At 45.7% G+C, this 17,717-nt stretch carries 15 protein-coding genes; 3 read left to right on the forward strand and 12 right to left on the reverse strand.

Annotated features, from left to right (window positions below):
- Positions 1 to 265 precede the first annotated feature (265 nt).
- The gene (gene ilvA, locus MJB10_RS25610; protein ID WP_314799963.1) at positions 266 to 1,522 is read right to left on the reverse strand and encodes a threonine ammonia-lyase IlvA; all 1,257 of its coding nucleotides are present in this window, start codon (positions 1,520 to 1,522) and stop codon (positions 266 to 268) included.
- Positions 1,523 to 2,022: 500 nt separating this feature from the next.
- Entirely contained in the window at positions 2,023 to 3,525 is a 1,503-nt protein-coding gene (locus MJB10_RS25615) for an MDR family MFS transporter (protein ID WP_314799964.1), read from the reverse strand.
- Positions 3,526 to 3,722: 197 nt separating this feature from the next.
- On the opposite strand from MJB10_RS25615, the gene MJB10_RS25620 reads away from it, so the two are divergent.
- On the forward strand, positions 3,723 to 4,343 hold the full coding sequence (locus tag MJB10_RS25620; protein WP_314799965.1) for a TetR/AcrR family transcriptional regulator: 621 nt from the start codon (positions 3,723 to 3,725) through the stop codon (positions 4,341 to 4,343).
- 63 nt (positions 4,344 to 4,406) lie between these two features.
- Here MJB10_RS25620 and MJB10_RS25625 read toward each other — a convergent pair whose 3' ends face one another.
- From MJB10_RS25625 to rluF, 3 genes are all read right to left on the reverse strand, one after another.
- Positions 4,407 to 6,767: a YcdB/YcdC domain-containing protein gene (locus MJB10_RS25625; RefSeq protein WP_314799966.1), complete on the reverse strand. Its 2,361-nt coding sequence runs from the start codon at positions 6,765 to 6,767 to the stop codon at positions 4,407 to 4,409.
- 161 nt (positions 6,768 to 6,928) lie between these two features.
- A complete protein-coding gene (locus MJB10_RS25630; RefSeq protein WP_314799969.1) occupies positions 6,929 to 9,028 on the reverse strand; it encodes a hypothetical protein in 2,100 nt (699 codons plus the stop codon).
- 309 nt (positions 9,029 to 9,337) lie between these two features.
- A complete protein-coding gene (gene rluF / locus MJB10_RS25635) occupies positions 9,338 to 10,039 on the reverse strand; it encodes a 23S rRNA pseudouridine(2604) synthase RluF (RefSeq protein WP_314799971.1) in 702 nt (233 codons plus the stop codon).
- A gap of 164 nt (positions 10,040 to 10,203) precedes the next feature.
- On the opposite strand from rluF, the gene MJB10_RS25640 reads away from it, so the two are divergent.
- Together MJB10_RS25640 and MJB10_RS25645 are read left to right on the forward strand one after the other, a co-directional pair.
- The gene (locus MJB10_RS25640; protein WP_314799973.1) at positions 10,204 to 10,824 is read left to right on the forward strand and encodes an NAD(P)-dependent oxidoreductase; all 621 of its coding nucleotides are present in this window, start codon (positions 10,204 to 10,206) and stop codon (positions 10,822 to 10,824) included.
- 57 nt (positions 10,825 to 10,881) lie between these two features.
- Complete coding sequence (locus MJB10_RS25645; protein WP_314799976.1) at positions 10,882 to 11,625, forward strand: alpha/beta hydrolase; 744 nt, start codon at positions 10,882 to 10,884, stop codon at positions 11,623 to 11,625.
- An 85-nt stretch (positions 11,626 to 11,710) separates the two neighbouring features.
- On the opposite strand, the gene MJB10_RS25650 is transcribed toward MJB10_RS25645, so the two are convergent.
- The 7 genes from MJB10_RS25650 to MJB10_RS25680 all read right to left on the reverse strand — a co-directional run bounded on the left by MJB10_RS25650 (position 11,711) and on the right by MJB10_RS25680 (position 17,361).
- Positions 11,711 to 12,019, reverse strand: coding sequence for a hypothetical protein (locus tag MJB10_RS25650; protein WP_314799977.1), 309 nt, complete (start codon positions 12,017 to 12,019; stop codon positions 11,711 to 11,713).
- A gap of 151 nt (positions 12,020 to 12,170) precedes the next feature.
- A complete protein-coding gene (locus MJB10_RS25655) occupies positions 12,171 to 12,932 on the reverse strand; it encodes an SDR family NAD(P)-dependent oxidoreductase (RefSeq protein WP_314799979.1) in 762 nt (253 codons plus the stop codon).
- A 174-nt stretch (positions 12,933 to 13,106) separates the two neighbouring features.
- On the reverse strand, positions 13,107 to 15,179 hold the full coding sequence (locus MJB10_RS25660) for a copper amine oxidase N-terminal domain-containing protein (RefSeq protein WP_314799981.1): 2,073 nt from the start codon (positions 15,177 to 15,179) through the stop codon (positions 13,107 to 13,109).
- A gap of 220 nt (positions 15,180 to 15,399) precedes the next feature.
- Positions 15,400 to 15,693 carry a barstar family protein gene (locus tag MJB10_RS25665; protein ID WP_314799983.1) on the reverse strand — a complete coding sequence of 98 codons (294 nt, stop codon included), beginning with the start codon at positions 15,691 to 15,693 and terminating at the stop codon, positions 15,400 to 15,402.
- 54 nt (positions 15,694 to 15,747) lie between these two features.
- Positions 15,748 to 16,149 (reverse strand): hypothetical protein, encoded by a 402-nt coding sequence (locus tag MJB10_RS25670; protein ID WP_314799986.1) that lies wholly within the window; start codon positions 16,147 to 16,149, stop codon positions 15,748 to 15,750.
- 116 nt (positions 16,150 to 16,265) lie between these two features.
- Entirely contained in the window at positions 16,266 to 16,655 is a 390-nt protein-coding gene (locus MJB10_RS25675; RefSeq protein WP_314799987.1) for an HIT family protein, read from the reverse strand.
- Between the two features lie 217 nt (positions 16,656 to 16,872).
- Positions 16,873 to 17,361: a hypothetical protein gene (locus MJB10_RS25680; RefSeq protein ID WP_314799989.1), complete on the reverse strand. Its 489-nt coding sequence runs from the start codon at positions 17,359 to 17,361 to the stop codon at positions 16,873 to 16,875.
- Positions 17,362 to 17,717: the final 356 nt, after the last annotated feature.

A 17,717-nucleotide genomic window follows, 5' to 3' on the forward strand; every position in this document is an offset into this window, starting at 1 on the left:
ATGAAGCCCACACTGTAGGTTAACCAAGTCCAGTCAAATTATGTAAGTAGATTCTGAAATAAGTGTAACATTTCGATGTGTAGCCGAGAAGATAAACGCCATCTGTTATCACATAATTCGTGATGTCACACAAGTTAACACAGACTTTTTGTACGTCCCGACAATATAGGTGTTTAGCCCCAATTAATGATTATACAACCAGCGGTTAATAAAATCTAGATGACACTATGTTAATTTTTTGACACTTTATATGTCAGGGAAATCACTAGATAAGCAGGTTAAAAAGCTTAGGATCCTTGTTGATTTCAATGTAACCATAGTCTTTACGTGACAGACGCTCAATGAGTCCTGCGTAATCATCTTTATTCTTGAGTTCAATGCCAACGAGCGCAGGCGCATCGTCCCGGTTGTTCTTTTTCGTATATTCAAAACGGGTGATATCGTCCGAAGGTCCTAGTACTTCTTCGAGGAACTCGCGCAAGGCGCCTGCCCGCTGCGGGAAGTTCAAGACAAAGTAATGCTTCAAGCCTTCATAGATGAGTGACCGCTCTTTGATCTGCTGCATCCGATCGATATCGTTATTGCCGCCGCTGATGATACAGACGACATTTTTGCCGCGAATTTGCTCGCGGTACGCATCAAGCGCCGCAACAGACAACGCACCTGCGGGTTCGATGACGATCGCATTGCTATTGTATAGTTCAAGGATGGTGGTACATTCTTTCCCTGACGGAATGATGACGATGTCTTCTACCTTCTCCTTGCAAATCTCATACGTCATCTCGCCTACTTGGGCAACGGCAGCACCGTCCACAAACTTCTCAATCGATGGCAACTTCACGACACCGCCTTGCTTCAGCGCTTCTGTCATGCTAGCCGCACCTTCTGGCTCTACACCAATGATATGGGTGCGCGGAGAAACACTCGCAACATACGTTGCCACACCTGCGGCAAGTCCGCCGCCGCCGATCGTGGCGAAGATGAAATCCGGCGATTCTGGCATCTGATTCATAATTTCAAGACCGACCGTCCCTTGACCCGCTATCGTGCGCTTATCATCGAATGGGTGAATGAACACCTTGTTTTCCTCCAGACAATACGCTTTGGCCTGCGTCGAAGAATCGTCGAAGGTATCACCCGTGAGGATGACCTCCACGAAGGAGCCGCCAAACAGCTTCACCTGCGAAATTTTCTGACGCGGCGTCGTCGTCGGCATGAAAATTTTGCCCTCGATGCCGAGCTGCTTACAGGAATAAGCCACACCCTGCGCATGGTTGCCCGCGCTCGCGCACACAACCCCTGCCGCGCGTTCTTCCTCCGTCAAGCCCTGGATGACGTTGTACGCTCCGCGAATTTTGAACGACCGCACAATTTGCATATCTTCACGTTTGAGATAAACGTTGCATTCATACAGGCTCGAGAGCAGCTCATTGCGTTGCAATGGCGATGGTTCGATCACCTTGCTGAGCACATGATTGGCTCTAATAATATCTTCCAACCCTACTTTACCAGACTCAACCATTTCCTCTACACCCTTTCATGGATTCATTTTTTGAATTTTAAAATCTATTGTAGCATAGGAACGGGGACATGTAACAAAATAAACACTTGAGCCGTTCAAAGAGTGGTGGCGTTTTGAACATATCGTGAACGCTAGGTGCCGCTCGCGTACGGCCACTTCTTCATTTCTCGCTTGCCGCCAAACCACCAGAGCCACCCATTCCAAATAACTGTATTTCTGTTGTTAAATTAGCAATATCCTGGCCATTAGGTAAAATAAATGGATTTTATGCATCTAATTTGGATGATTCCTCAACGATTGAGCGAATACAAAGAAATTAACTGCATATTTCCATTTAAATGTAAAAATAACTAGTAAAACTCCCTAATTAACTGTACTTCTACAGTTAACTCACATGGAGACCATGACCGCGTCCGCCCCTCGAAGTCTGGGCTGACACAAGCAAAAGCCGCCCCCCAGGTCATTCAACCCTGTGAGGCGGCTCTATAATTTACAAGCTTTTAGTGACCAACCATCATCGGAATCTCCGCCGCGTTCGCGGATTCGCCTTCGATCTTCTTAGGCTTCTGCAGCATCAAGCCGAGCAAACCGCCAACAACCGCGATGCCGAGTAAGATGAGGAACGTGTAGCCGAACGAAGAAGCATAGAGGCTTACATCAGGTTTCTGTGCTTTTTGTTCAATCATTAAATCCTTCAATTTCGTTGAGAAAATCGTCATCAGGATCGCAATTGCAAAGGACATCATCACTTGCTGCGCCGCGTTCGTTAAGGAGGTCACCCGACCAACCAAGTTCTGAGGCGCGGATTGAATCAAGTGGTTATTGAGCGGCATCATGAATAGACCCATACCTGCACCTAGAAGCGCAAGCGGCAGCATCACGGTACCTACGCCGGAATCACCTGTAATATTGGAAAGCAAGAACGCTGAAATCGTGGTGAGCACCATCCCTGCAATAACAAGCGGACGCGCGCCGAAACGGTCAGACAGCTTGCCGCCAATTGGCATAAAGAAGCCGGATGCCAGGGCTTGCGGAAGCATGATAAGACCTGTTTTCAAAGGGCTGTAGCCTTGGGCTTGTTGCAAATATAGAGGCACAAGGAACATCGTTCCGAACATCGCAATCTGTGAAATCCATTGCACGACAATCCCTTTAGTAAAGTTGCTAGAACGGAATACACGAAGCTCTAGAAGCGGATTCTCGCGGCGCAGTTCAACAATAATGAACAAGATAAGCGCAACTAAACCTACGCCTGAACCAATTAATGTATCGGCATCCGTCCATGTGGATTTACCTGTAACAGGATCAATACCGCCATTGGAAACGCCGTATACAAGCGCTGCGAAAGCGATCGGCCCGAGCAGCATGCCGCCTAAATCCAAGGAAGCTACGTTCTGGCGCGGCATGTTCGGCAGCGTGCGAATGCCTAGCACGATACCGATAATGCCAATCGGCAGATTAATTAAGAAAATCCACTGCCAACTGTGATATTCCACTAACCAGCCTGCAACAACGGGACCAAGCGCTGGACCTAACAAAATCGGGATCCCCATCATACCCATGACAGCTCCAACCTTGTTCGGCGGGGATAAACGATAAATAAACGCCATGGCAATCGGCACAACAACTCCGCCGCCTAAACCTTGAATGACACGAAATGTAATCAACATTTCAACCGAATTCGCCAAGGCACAAAGTCCTGAACCAATCGTGAATAGGGCTACAGAAATTAGAAAAATCTTCTTCGCGCCGAAACGGTCCGATAACCATCCCGCTAACGGAATAACAGCGGCTTGCGCCAAGGCATAACCGATGACAGTCCATTGTACAAGTGATAAGTTAAGCAAATTGAATTCTTCCTGCAGCTTTGGCAGCGCCACGTTAACCGCAGTTCCATCTAGAATAACCATGAAAATACCAACGACAATTGCAACGAGCGGTCCTAGGATGCTGCGCATCGAAAACGGAGCTTCCGTCGTTGAAGATGTTGCTTGTGAAGACATGTAATCCCTCCATCCCATATTTTCTTCTCTCTGTCTATCGTTGACCGTACCAGAACGACACGGTACAATAGTGACGTGAATATCTTACGACTTGATATGTAAACGGACAATTGTCCTCTTACATAGTTGATGCTAATCGACATTCGATTCTTTGTCAATACGATCACACTAATTTAACATATTGAGGTGGTTACACAATGTCCACACGTCATGAACGCAAGGACGCTATGGAAAATCGCCAACTAATCTTGCAAACCGCCAATCAGCTCTTTGATCTCCACGGTGTACAATCCGTGAGTATGCATCAAATTGCCAAAACAGCCGGGATTGGACAAGCAACTCTTTATCGTAAGTATGCGCACAAAGGTGATCTTTGTTTCGATATGCTGGAGCATTACGCCAAACAATTTATTGACCAAAGCGTGCAATTTCTGGATGATAACCACAGCGACAAGCCACTGCACCGTTTATCAGGGCTCCTGGAGCTGTGGATCGATGCCATTGAAGAAAAGGCGGAGCTTCTCATCGAAATGGCAGCCAGCATGAATATGCATTGCAACGACCCGCGCGGCAACTTCTTTCTCTCCCCCATGTACAGCTTTATCCGCAATAAGTTGTCGGATTTAATCCTGGAAGTTATCGGGACTCCGCAGGAGCAGGATCCAGAGCCTGATCTCGCGGCCCACACCCTCATCTGCTCGATTGCGCCGCATGGCTATTTCCACATCAAACAGGAAAAAGGCTTCACCAAAGAAGATATGAAGGAACATTATCGGCGGTTGTGTTTTCTGCTTTTCAAGAATCACCAGCACCAATAAAGCCGGCTCGTCTCAAAAAAAGACCTCTCCACTGCATAAACGCAGCGAGAGGTCTTCTGTCTTTTAGTAGTAGCGCGGCTGCTCCTGCAGCTCCGCTCTACGTTCAAGGAAGCGATAGAATGCACTTGCCGCCTGCGCCTTCGTCACTTCTTCTTGCGGAGCAAAGTAACCATCGGTCAAAGACATGATGTTCAACCCCACTACGATGGCCGCATCTCCGACATGCGCCAATTTCCCGGCATCTGCGAAGTCCTTGTTAAAGACGCCATCATATTTTGCCAATTTCCCGTAACTGAGTGCCTTCACGATCAGCTGCGCCATCTCTTCCCGATCCATCGTCGCCTCAGGATTGAAGTCTTTGCCGACCTGGAGCAAGCCGCGATCAACTGCATTTTCGACATAAGCGAAATAGGCGGAAGTCTTAGCTACATCTGCGAAGGATGCGGGCCGCTCCGCACCATAATAAATGCCACCATTACCGCCATTCATGGCGATGACCAGCATTTTGACCAGCTCACCGCGCTTGATCTTCTCATCGGGATTCACCTTGCCATCTTTCACATCCAACGCCTGATAGTCGAGCATAAGTTGAAGTTCATTCTGGCCCCAGTGACCTTCAATATCACTCACGGTAACTTTATCCAAGGATATGACCTCTCCAGATTGAGCGCTGCGCCATTGACCGGTCAAGGCATCCAGGAAGAAGCTATCGCGATACGTATTTTTGGGAATGAGAGAGTACACGAGCTTTGCCTTGATTTCACCATTTTCATTCAAAGCAGACTTCGGAAGATCTCCCGCTGCCATCATCACCCGGTATTTCTCAATCGGGAGTGTCCCTAAGTAACCATTTCCTCCCAAAACATAGCCGAGCTTCACATCGAATTGCGCGAGCCACAGCGCTTTCGCCTTATCCTCGGAGAGGACATCCGGCTTCTTCACAGGATACGCCGTATCACTCAAGTTAGCGGAATAATTCACAATCGCACCTGTCACACGGTCGATACTCACGTGCACCTGCTCATTAATCACCGTTACGCCGTCAATGACACGCATGAAACTAATTTCCCAGTTCCTCATGTTTTTCAGGACATCCTCTGGATACTCCTTCTGCACAGAAAGAACGAGTTGGTTCGTGTAGCCAGGGAGCTGCGCTTTCACGAAATCCGTGCTTGTCGAGATCGCGGTATCCAGCGATACTTTTCCCTCAATTGGTTTGCTCATATCAGAAATGTAAGGCTCATACGAATTGAAATTCATAATTTCGCCCGTCTTGCTATTGATATTCGCCCAGGCGCTACCGCCCCCTGGAATCATTTTGGCATCGCTAGCTGTACCCGTCCCCGACTTGTTCCAGCTCATGCTCCAACCAGCAAATGTCTTACCCGTTTCTGGATTCGTGGATTCATTGTAGGAAACGTCTTGCAACTTATAATCAGATGAGAGATTAAACGCCGTGCTAATCTTCTTCACAGCCTCTTCCTTCGTCAAATTCATAGTAGCTGGCGGCTGGGTGCCTAGCGGTTTCTCTGTCAGCGGTTTATTCCCTGCACCTAAAATCGGTGTTTCGTTCCAAATTTCGCCCGTCGCGGCATCTAACGCAAAACCATACATCGTATAGGTAATGAACGGGGTAAGATTTCCCTTGCGGTTGTAAGGCATTTGATACTGCAAGGAAAGATTAGCCTTCTCATGGAAGAGCTGCTCCGCCTTCTCTTTGGAGATCGGTTTACTGGCCTGATCAAACTTCACCTTGTCATCCCAGTTATACGTGTAACTCACGATGCGACCGTCTCCATTGACGTTGACACTGATCCCATTCCCTGAGAATGGCAGCCCATTGACAGAACGGTCATAGCGAATTGCATATTGATAATTCCCATCGAGCGGCGTGCGGAACGCTTTCTCCAGACTTTCATCGTAGAGTAATTCTTTCCCCTTCTCTGGATTCACCTTCGCGATAAAAGCAGCTGCAAGCTCTTTCGCAGCCGCGAAATCCACCTTCGGCGGATAAGACGGTTTGTGTTCCGGATCATTGTCATTCATGGAAAACGAACTAAGCGATCCATCCAAGCCATTTATAGCGATATTGGCATAACCGTAATACCGGTCACTCACTTGCTTGTTGTAGTTGATGTTCCAGGTGGGCACGCGCTGACCGTTCATCCCGTAGTTGGCGTTCAAGCTAATGGATTGAAACGTAAAGCCTTCTGGTAGTGTTAGGTAGGTCTTCGCCTTTTCGAGGGCTTGTTCTTTCGTGATGCTAGCATCGAGTGCCGTTTCCTTACTGGCTCCAGTGGAGGCAGGAGATGCGGCGACGGTACCTGAACTGGCAATTTCATTGGCCCACGCACCCATTGGCGCAGCTGTGAGCAAGAGAGATGAAGCAAGGACCATCGTGCCTGTGTGTTTCAAAAATTTCAAAGTCATCTTCCTCCTTAACGTGATCCATCCCAGGATGGATTGGCAAGACTGGCAACCAGCTTGGACTGCAGTTGCCCTAACCAACTTGACGTCGTGTGTTGGAAAAAAGTTGCAAACTTTTGAGAAAAAATTCCAAAAGTTGATCAGCCAGCGCCGTCCCATTAATCCTTTTTCTTCGGAATCAGATTTTTTAAATGATCCTGTAATAAATCCCGCCCAATTTTAGGCGTCGCTAAGTTCCCGGAGATGGGCTTAATATGTGCGGCAGAACCGTATGGATGCTGTGCGTTTTGCACAGCTCCTGGATGATAATGAACCACGAAATCATCTAGGAAATTGCCAAGGTTATCATAGATATTACATACACGCTCGTACGTATTATTACCTGAGAGCTTAGTGGAACCACCTACTGTGACTGTATAGTTCTGATCTTCCATTAACACACACAGGGTATTCACCCATTTACCGAATTCAGCGTGCGTATTTTTGTCGAATACCGTGAGTTGCTGATTATACATACAGGTCGTTAACTGCAGCGCTGTACGTCCAGCTGGCAAAGCGCCTATGATATGAATGAGATTGCCTTGGTCCCAGCGCATGCGCTCAGCCAAAGTTAAGCAGGTAAGCAGCGACGCCGCACTGTTGGCTTTGGGTTGCAGCGTTCGCAGAAAACTAATTACTGTTTGCCCATCGCTCGGCGTCTTTTTCACTAATTGGTGAATTTCCAATGGCGTATAGTGGACGAGAAGCTGTGCGTAATCGGCTGCAAATTGCGGTGTACAATACACAAGTCGATCAGGGTGAATGGCCAGCTGTTTCATACGAAGAACTGGCACCGCATGCGTATGAAGCAAGTCTACTAATTGCAAACAAGACTCGCTCCCCGCAAATCCAAGAAACTCATCGCATGTAAGCTGCGTTAGCAAGGTGTTCCACACAGGCAAGGATAAAACGTTTGAGCAACGCTTATACGTCTGAAGCGTCACGCTATCATCCTGGATGAACATCATCAATTGCGGCGCCAATACTACGTTTTGGACGATGATCTCAGCCATTTTGAAGTTTTGACCGCAAAGCTCCAAGGCTGGAATTGTTGCCGGGTGATAATTAACTAGTTGGAAAAAAGCAATGTAATCATCTCTCCGCTTCGCATAGGCTTCAGGGCCGATGACCTTGATAACATGCTGCTGCAACGCTTCCGCTCGGTCATCAATCATCCCGAAAATCGGTTCAGCGAACTTCTGCTGTTCGGTTTTTAATAATTGCTCAATCATGCCTTTGGTACCCGGCTTCTCCAAGTCTTTCTTCTGTCCTCTGGTTAAGCCCTCTAGTGCCTTAGCATAGCCCAGGTCCATGACATTCTGCTTCTGCTTCTCAGTGCTCTGATGGATCTTCTCAAATTCTGACTCCCTGACACCGTCCGCATACTCATTCGAACCAGCCACAGCTTCCAAGGCAAATTCGATCTCGTAATTAAAATCTTTGGCGAGTTCAATAATGCCTTCAGCCGTTTCCAGCGTATCGGTTTGCTGAATCATATCCAAGACCCATCGCAATGCTTTCCCGTTGTTGATCAAATCGGCTTGATAGCGGGAGATGAGATCAAATTGCGGGATGGTCAGCGCTGGAATGGGTAGCTGCAGTAGCATCGTTAACCAAGCCAGCTCTTTCTCCGTCTCGCCAGCGTGCAGGACGAGCTTTTTGAGCAGATCCATCGGGATCGGCGAGTGTTGCGCCCATCTCCTGAGAAAATCTCGTTGGATATCGAGTAAACCGTCCCATGGCAAATATTGTTCATCTCGCGTATCCTCTGATTTACGCACGTAGTCAATCACAAGATCCTCTAGATCTTCCCACCCTTTATTCTGAGCTTTCTCTAACAGCCGCAAGGCTGCTGGCAACATGGAATCGTTCGATAAGTCCCATGTCTTAAACTGCTCAATCGCGATAAGCTCACTTTCGCTCTGTGCATACTCAATCCGTTCCTGCAGGTCCTCCCAACCATTGCGGATCGCGATCTGCAGCAATTGCTTCACCTCACGGGCATGCTCCGTAAACAAGGTGTCTTCCTCCCACTCCTCAAAATAAAGGATCGCTTCCCTTTCGGACTTGAACGTTGGCATCAACTGGATTTGCATGAATGCTGGGGTCACTTGATCACTCTGCCGTGGCAGAGGTCTTGCTTGACTTCGAACCAGCTGGGCAACCGCACGATTCCCAATCGTCGACTGCAAGCCCATAATTCCCTGTATACCTCCCATCAGAGGAGCAAAAGAATCAGATGGTTGTTGAGACTGAGTCTCAGATGGTCTCGTTGGTTCCTTGCGCGGTCCACGAGATTCGTTAGCGAATGGACGAGTCATACGGTCCCCTTCCTTCCAACTAGTCAAACTAGGATCTATGCGAGCGAAAATTGTTGCTTCCAAGTTTTGTGTGTTTTATACTTCGATGCTAACTTCTCATATTCCTTGAAATTTCCTAAAAACAGGAAAAAAGCCCCACCATCTTACCTAGAGATGATCGAGCCTTTTCGATGTTTCCTATTTGATTGTATTAAATTACGGATGGTTTCATGATTTTTCTAGACTCAGCGTCGTCATAAGTTCCTTCAATTCACCTTGTGTTAAATCACGCCATTTCCCGACTTTCAAGTTGCCCAAATGGATATGCATAATGCGCACACGCTGCAGCCGAACTACTCGGTATCCGAACGCCTCGCACATGCGGCGAATTTGTCGATTCAGCCCTTGTGTTAAAATAATGCGAAACACCCGCTCATTCACTTGGACAATTTCACATGGCTTCGTCATCGTACCTAGAATGCGTACGCCGCTTGCCATGCCCCGCAGAAACATCTGTGTAATCGGACGATTTACCGTGACAATGTATTCTTTGTCGTGATTGTTCTCCGCACGGAGAATTTGATTCACAATGTCGCCGTTATTCGTCAGGAGAATAAGCCCTTCGGAGTCTTTATCCAATCGGCCAATGGGGAAAATCCGCTCTGAATGTCCCACGAAATCCACGATATTCTCACGAATATGCGCTTCCGTTGTAGAGGTAATCCCGACAGGCTTGTTGAGCGCAATGTAGACATGCTCCTTCTTCTCGCCAATACGACGTCCGTCGATGCGCACCTCATCCCCTGGACCCACCACACTGCCCAGCCCCGCGAGCTCGCCATTAATCGTTACGCGCCGCGCTTCGACCCACTTGTCCGCTTCTCGTCTGGAGCATACCCCAGTTTCACTAATAAATTTATTAATTCTCATGCTGGAGAAATTCCCTTCCATCCCGTTATCTTGTGAAATCGTTATAGTTCTATTATGGGGGATTTGGAACCGTGGTTCAAGTCGGCGGGAGGGTGCGGGGCATGGCCCGAGAAATCGCGTATTTGGTATACTAGTAGGATACATGTCAAAGGGGGAGAATAAGCATGCATTTCTTATTGCTTGGCGCGACAGGACGCGTAGGACGGCGCATTCTGGCGCAGGCGTTGGAGGACGGACACGAGGTCACGGCGCTCGTCCGCCACAAGGATAAGGTCACGCTGCGCGCAGATCGCCTCACCCTGGTGCAGGGCGATGCTTGTAGCGTAGCGGATCTAGCGCTGGCGATGACCGGTGTCGACACGGTCATCAGCTGTTTGAGCACCGACGGTGGTACGGTGCTCACCGAGGCAACGCCCCTGCTGATCGGGGCGATGAAGGCCTTTGGCGTGAGCCGCGTGGTGACCGTCGGCACCGCCGGCATTTTGCAGAGCCGGGAGCACCCCGGCTTGCTGCGCTTTGAGGCGCCGGATTCGCGGCGCTCGAGTATGCGCGCCGCCGAGGAGCACCGCGAGGCGTGGGCGCGGCTCGCCGCGTCCGGGCTACGTTGGACTGTTGTGTGTCCAACGTATTTGCCGGACGGCGAGCCGCAGGGTCAGTTCCGCGCGGAGCGCGAGTTCTTGCCAGATGGCGGCACGTCCATCACGGTCGGCGACACCGCGGCGTTCACGTACCGCGTCGCGGTGGAGGGCACGTACGCGGAATGCCGCGTGGGCATCGCGTACTAGCTCTCCGATGCTCGGAAGTTTAGATCATCATTGAAATAAAATGAAGGAGGGTTCATTTTGACCTATGTTCGTCGTCATTGGTGGAAATGGCTAATTGGTGGTGGGATCATTTTTGTCGCTGTGATCGTTTGGTTTTTACGGCCGTATCAGGCATCAGAAGCCGCATTTGCAGCGATGAAAAGCGATGAGAATGTCACAGTAAGCGAAGAAGGTCATTTCATTCGGTTTGAACCTAAAACCCCTGTGCAGCCCAGCATGATTTACTATCCTGGCGGATTAGTAAAGCCTGAAAGTTACGCAACATACGCACATGCGCTTGCTCAGGCCGGTCACCGGACCTATATTGTCAAAATGCCCGTGAACCTTGCCGTTCTCGGCGGTGACCGCGCTGCGGCCATTTTAGCCAAAAGAGGTCAAGATGAAACATTTGTTATTGGTGGTCATTCCCTTGGAGGCGTTATGGCCGCTCGCTTCGCCGCCGCTCATGCCGCGGAGTTCTCGGGCGTGTTCTTCCTCGCCTCCTATCCTGATCCCAAAGGCAGCTTGGTATCTGCAAATTTACCTGTGATCTCACTCATTGGTTCAAATGACGGTGAGGTTAACAAAGATACATTTGCTAAAGCGAAGAATGATCTGCCTCCTACTACCGAATATCATACGATTCAGGGCGGAAACCATTCACAGTTCGGCAGCTACGGTTTTCAAAAAGGCGATAACGCCTCCAGCATCTCGCCCCAAGAACAATTGGACGAAACGGTGCAACTGTTGCTGAACTGGGAAAAGACCCTGAAAGCAAAGTAAAACCAGCATGGGGGCTGATGTTGAGCAGCCTCGATGCTCACAAAAAAACGGATGTCGCCTTAAGGCGTGCATCCGTTTTTTCAACTTAGTAGTTCCTTCCCCTGTTCAACTCTTTGATGTTAAGCGCTGACAAAAGCAGCCCGCCGAATCGGAATACGTACCCGATGAGTGGTATGAGGCTGAGGAACGCCATCGCAATATTGAGGATCGTCTTCACGGTTGTTCCGTTACCCGTCAGGAAGGCCAATACGAAGTTGACGAAGACAAGCGGGATCACCCATGAGCAGGACCATGCATACACAAAAGGGATTAAGCCAAGCAAATAACCTACAATAATGCCAATTTCGGACAGCAACTGTACCGTGTTCAACAAACGTTTCGTATCGGAACGCATGACGACTCCTCCATTTCGTGCAAAACCTGAATTTGACTTCATTTTAGCATATCGAAAATAAGGAGTCGTTAGTCTTTTGTCGTGAATTAACCTCGACTTGAGACGGAGTGCTTGCGCCTAGCGATGCGTAGTTAAACTCCCTCGGTCGCCGTTACGATCTCATCATAGCCGCGTGCGGAAAAATGGGATCCTTCAGATGAAACTCATACGTCCTCCCGTCGACAATTCCTACAACCTTATCGCTGTCGTATAATTCGAGCAAGAAGCCAGCCATCTCTTTTGCTGTATGAAATTTGGGTACGGCGCCCTTGTATTCGAATTGATCTATATCCCGCGAGCGCAGAACGAACTCCGTCTCCGTCGCAGCCGGCGCAAGTACCTTCGCCACCATTGGTGATCCATTAGCCTTTAGCTCGAGAGCAAGTCCCTCGGTGAAAGCACTGACATAAAATTTGGAAGCACAATAAGTAACGGCTGTAGCTATTACGGTGTATCCTCCGCCAGATGAAATATTGATCAACTGCGTGCCCTGCTTCGAAGCATAATCCCGGACATAAAGGGAAGATAGAATGGTTAGAGCCTCGATGTTGAGATGCAGCATCTGCTGGATTTTATCCAATTTCTGTTCGCCTACAGTTGCAAAGTTGCCGAAGCCGGCGTTATTAATCCACGTCTCGATATCATAATTCTTCAATTTTTCGTAGAAAGCATAGGCGTTCTCAGCGACAGATAAGTCGACGGCCTGTACGATGACCTTAACTTCAGGGTACTGTTCTTCGATCCGAGAACGCAACTCCTCCATGTTTTCTTGCCGCCGCGCAGCCAGAACCAAGTTTTTTCCGCGGGCTGCGAATGCTAGTGCTGTTTCATATCCAATACCAGAGCTTGCTCCAGTGATCACTATATACTTCATCGTGTTATGTAGCCTCCTTTTTTCACTGCAGTAGGAATTTTACTGGTTATAGTTTAGTCGAAGTCAACCGCTTTCACACTTTACCTTAGTAAATGAATCATTTGTTCCAAGAATTCGACATAATCTTTCCATATCCTTCCTCTCGTATAAACTAGCAGATGCCGAAAAAACGTTTTACTTTTCAATCAATGTTATGACTGCCGTATTTGTTTCGTTATCCCACTCGACTTTAGCACCAAGACTTTCGGAAACGAATCTTACCGGGACAAAAGTACTTCCATTTATTAATGTAGGTGGATTATCTAAAACTATATGTTCTCCGTTTATCATTGCTTCTTGATTATCAACCTGAAAATGAATTACTTTATCTCCTTTTGTAGCCGTAACTGTGTTGGTTGCTTCATTCCATTTAACTTCCGCCCCTAGAGCTTCGAATATCTTCCGTATGGGAACGAAAGTTTTATCATTTAATATAGTTGGGGCCCAATCAAAAACTAATGGTTTTCCATTAACTATTACCTTAATTATGTCATTAGGAACAGACGTCATTCCTACATCATTACTTGCAGCTCCAACAAACCTATATCCGTTCCAGTGAATATCATAAATATGTTGATTATAAGGGAAGTCAACTTCACTCCATACGATCCCATCTTTCGAAACTAATGCCAGATTAGATCCTAAAGCAATGAACCTTTTGCCGTCCCAAACGATCGAATCTATGAACTTGCTTGTATTTGATTCTCTCTTTGTCCAAGTGTCGCCGTCTGTAGAGGTATAAATCAGGCCATTATTTCCTACAGCTACATAGATGAGTCCATTCCAGATTACCCTATTTAACAAATGTTCCAAATTTATATGGTGCTTCGTCCATTTCAATCCATCAGGAGATGTGATGATGTCCGATCCAATAGCCAAGAATTGTTTTCCGTTCCATATTACATCCGTCAACGCGTGGCCCTCCGTGAAATCTACATCGTTCCACTTCACTCCATCATTTGATATTGCAATGCTACCGTCATATCCGACTGCGACATGTTTGCTTCCATTCCATTCAACTGCATAAAACCAAGCCTTATTCCCTTTTACAACTTCTTTCCATGTAGTACCGTCTTGCGATACCAGTATGCTTTTTGCGCCAACTACTACAAACTGATTGCCGTCCCAAATTGCACCATGGAGTTGTAAAGGGTAGCTAAATACCTTCTCCCAATATTCTCCATTTTTTGAGATCCAAATGGATCCTTTATTCCCCTCCCCTCTTACCGCCATATATAGATTGCCATTCCATGCCAAAGTGGAGGAAGCTGCATAATCTAAAGTTAAATGTTTCGTATCATAGATCATGCGATTATTCCAAAACGCGATGTTCCCTGAATCTCCTACTGCGATAAAATAACCATCTTCGACGATCACATCCTTAACGTTCCAGATAAAGTCGTTACTATTTATCCAATTTTGCATATCTGTCGAAATGAAGATTCCTTTGCTGCTGCTAAAAGCAACATACTTTTTCCCATCAAACGCTATCTTTCGTATATCAAAAGGTGAAAGACCGGCGTCCATTGTCCACTTCGTTCCATCCGGGGATGTCATGATAATGCCCGACCCCACAGCCACATACTCTTTAGAATCCCAAATAACCGAATTCAGCCTGCCATTAAACACTTTATTTTCATACCATGTTTCCCCATCTTTTGAGAAAATCACTCTTCCCTTCATACTTATCCCTATAAATTCACTTCCATTGCTGGATATGTCGATTAACGGATCATCAAAAGAGTCCGGGTATACTTTCACCCATTCAATCCCATCATCGGAAATATAAGCTCCAGACTGACCCACTGCTGCATACAATTTACCATTCCATGCTACAGCACAAAAATAATATCCTACATCTAGCGTGGACTCCCTCCATTCTTTTCCATCTACAGAATGTACAATTTTACCGCTATTGCCTACCGCAACAAAACCTTTATCACCATAAGTTACGTCTGACAATAAACTTTTTACGCCTGAATTTCGGTCGGTCCAATTTTTACCGTCTTGAGAGGTTCGTATGATGCCTTGCTCACCTACAATTACATACACTCCATTTGCCTTCGTGATTGCACTAATCGTATACTTGGAATGATCCATTATGGACTTCTCAAATAGAAAGTTGCTTTCCAATGCATATCCTGTAGGTGTAAATAGGTTAAAAATACTTGCAATTAATATCACCATGATAAAAAAATTCCTTATCATACCCGCCCTCCAATAATAATGATCTTTTGATACCAGAGTTATAATAATTAAGGACTTACAGCCAATTAAGGGTTATTTTACTATGCATGTTGGAAACGAAGAATAGTACATATGTTTTAGGCGAAAACACCTTTGTTGGCCCCATAATACAAATAAGGCTGCCGGTTAATATCCCGGCAGCCAATTATTGATTGATATTGAACTATCGTTTCCCGATAGCTTAATCTATGTAATGAACATTGCATGACCAGCTCGGGTGTTTTAAATTTAAATCTTCTAGACATTCTTTCAAGATTGTTGAATCACAGGGTAAATTTCTCTTTAAAATGGACCAGCCAGTTATTTTTATAACTTTAGGTAACTCAACCAATCCAGTTATCGAATCCCAAAAGGCATCCCAATTCATACCGTAAAATGACGGGAAGCCAAGTGTCTCTTTTAAAATCGTTTGCAGATCATTACTGGTCTGAATTTTACTTAAATCAAGTTCAACTAACTCTGCTCTTTCCTCCATACAACCCACCTCAAACAGTCCTTTCGAAAGCCTTGGATTGAACTATCGTTCCCGTTAGCTTAGCGCGTTCGTGTTCAGGCCAAGAATTTCAATTACTTCGATTTGTCCCAGCCTTCTGGAACCCGCCATAAAATAGCCAAGGACACCTATTTTAATTCGATGAATATGTACTTCACGTCTCATCACAGGGAATAATATCCACATTCTTGCAGTCCCCTGTTTAGATACTGGAAGATCTTTGTAGAGAACAATGTTTCCGAATTCATCTTCAAATTCAGGATGAATAGCAAATATTCCCGTCTCTTTAATGTTGTCTCCATCATATGCGAAATCACAACGTAAACCCTGAAACACAGGATTTTTTCTTCCGCCCTCATCTTCGGAATAAAATCGGTACCTAATTCTAAAATCAGGAGGGTGATTTCTGACTTTCTCATATGGAACCCATTCTTCCATAAAACCATTATCCTCCTCATAAATACTAATACTTACATATGTAAAATGAAAATTGTGTAAGATCTAAGATTGCGCGGCAGCGGGTGCTCCTGATTGAAGTAACGTTCTCAGATAGCTTAATCAACTTTCTGATTCTTTTTAAATAAGTACCGAATCCCTTTTCCCGCCATTGATTCGTCAGCATATCGAGGAATTACATGTAAATGTGAATGAAAAACGTGTTGTCCTCCCACATGACCACAATTCCATCCAACATTGTAGCCATCTGGTTTGTAATTCTGATCCAAATACAGCTTAACTTCTTGTAGTAACTGAAATGTTTCATTCCATTCATCTTGAGTTAAGTCAAAAACAGTTTCCCTATGTTCTTTCGGGACAATAATACCAGCCCCTTTAATCTCTTGTTCTTTAAGTAAAGTATAAGTGCAACTTTCATTGCTCATGATGACTTCATGCCTGTTATCATTGGAAATATTGCAATAAGGACAATTAAGCAAACTCCACACCTCACAGAAAATGCTGATGATCCTAATTCTTAATTCTTTACATCAACGTGAAGCTACCGATTTTGCCGGAAGCTTTTTCATTCAACTATCGTTCCTACGTTAGTTCAACGATAAAACAGACCGTCTGACAGTCTACTCAATTTCACTATCATTCTCCGTTATCATTCATTCCTAAACTAAAAAAATTAAAAGAAAAGCGATAATCAATTCCCTTGTATTAATTGGTCCATTTTTCCAAACCAAAAGATACCTGTTCAAAATCGTCGCGGCTCAACCCATAACTAATATGAATTCCCTTATCATCTTTATCAATACGAGCTTTTCGATGATCAAATCCTTCCCATCCAGTGTAAGAAGCTTCTTTGTCATAATCCCCTTTTATATATTTTAGTGCCATCCCCTCATCATCCCAAATACTAATAGATAATGAATCTGGGTAATCTCGAAATGTTTGATTCATACTACGAATAATGATTAATTTATTAAGTAAACCATCATTTAGTGGAAGATCCTTAACATAAACGACAATTTCCTTTCTTTTTTCTTCTACCATTGTCGAAAGAACTTTTGCGGGTATATCCCCTGAGTTCATTATTACACTGTAACTTTTAATCAGTTCTTCTTTGCTTAAATCAACTTCAGTTACTTTTATTTTATCTTGGTTAATTTGTATTTGCTTCTCTAATTCATTTGTCTTTAATTTCAATTCGACATTCTCTTTTTTTAGTGCCTCAAAATCTGCTTTCGATACATTAGAACAAGCCTGAAGCGATAGAAACAATATAAAAATGCATAGAAATAAATATAAATGTTTCAATTCGAATCACCATGCCCTTTTGAAATTCTAACCTACAATAAATTAGACGTAATCTCCATTCAGAAGTTCCATTTTTTTTCAATAAAGAGAAAGCCTTTAAGCTTACTCAACAGATTGCAGACACTTCAGAAATCTGCTAGTTACGCTAATAAACAGGGAATAGCTGCCAATCGCGGAGATCTACTCCCTGTTCTTATTAATTGTTACCTGTTAGAGCTCTCCTACAACTATTTCATCTCCAAGTG

Source organism: Paenibacillus sp. MBLB1832 (assembly GCF_032271945.1).
Taxonomy (GTDB): Bacteria; Bacillota; Bacilli; order Paenibacillales; family NBRC-103111; genus Paenibacillus_E; species Paenibacillus_E roseopurpureus.

Coding starts and splice junctions, on each gene's coding strand:
- ilvA (WP_314799963.1), bottom strand. CDS start 1,522: ATGGTTGAGTCTGGTAAAGTAGGGTTGGAAGATATTATTAGAGCCAAT.
- MJB10_RS25615 (WP_314799964.1), bottom strand. CDS start 3,525: ATGTCTTCACAAGCAACATCTTCAACGACGGAAGCTCCGTTTTCGATG.
- MJB10_RS25620 (WP_314799965.1), top strand. CDS start 3,723: ATGTCCACACGTCATGAACGCAAGGACGCTATGGAAAATCGCCAACTA.
- MJB10_RS25630 (WP_314799969.1), bottom strand. CDS start 9,028: ATGGGAGGTATACAGGGAATTATGGGCTTGCAGTCGACGATTGGGAAT.
- rluF (WP_314799971.1), bottom strand. CDS start 10,039: ATGAGAATTAATAAATTTATTAGTGAAACTGGGGTATGCTCCAGACGA.
- MJB10_RS25640 (WP_314799973.1), top strand. CDS start 10,204: ATGCATTTCTTATTGCTTGGCGCGACAGGACGCGTAGGACGGCGCATT.
- MJB10_RS25650 (WP_314799977.1), bottom strand. CDS start 12,019: ATGCGTTCCGATACGAAACGTTTGTTGAACACGGTACAGTTGCTGTCC.
- MJB10_RS25655 (WP_314799979.1), bottom strand. CDS start 12,932: ATGAAGTATATAGTGATCACTGGAGCAAGCTCTGGTATTGGATATGAA.
- MJB10_RS25660 (WP_314799981.1), bottom strand. CDS start 15,179: ATGATAAGGAATTTTTTTATCATGGTGATATTAATTGCAAGTATTTTT.
- MJB10_RS25665 (WP_314799983.1), bottom strand. CDS start 15,693: ATGGAGGAAAGAGCAGAGTTAGTTGAACTTGATTTAAGTAAAATTCAG.
- MJB10_RS25670 (WP_314799986.1), bottom strand. CDS start 16,149: ATGGAAGAATGGGTTCCATATGAGAAAGTCAGAAATCACCCTCCTGAT.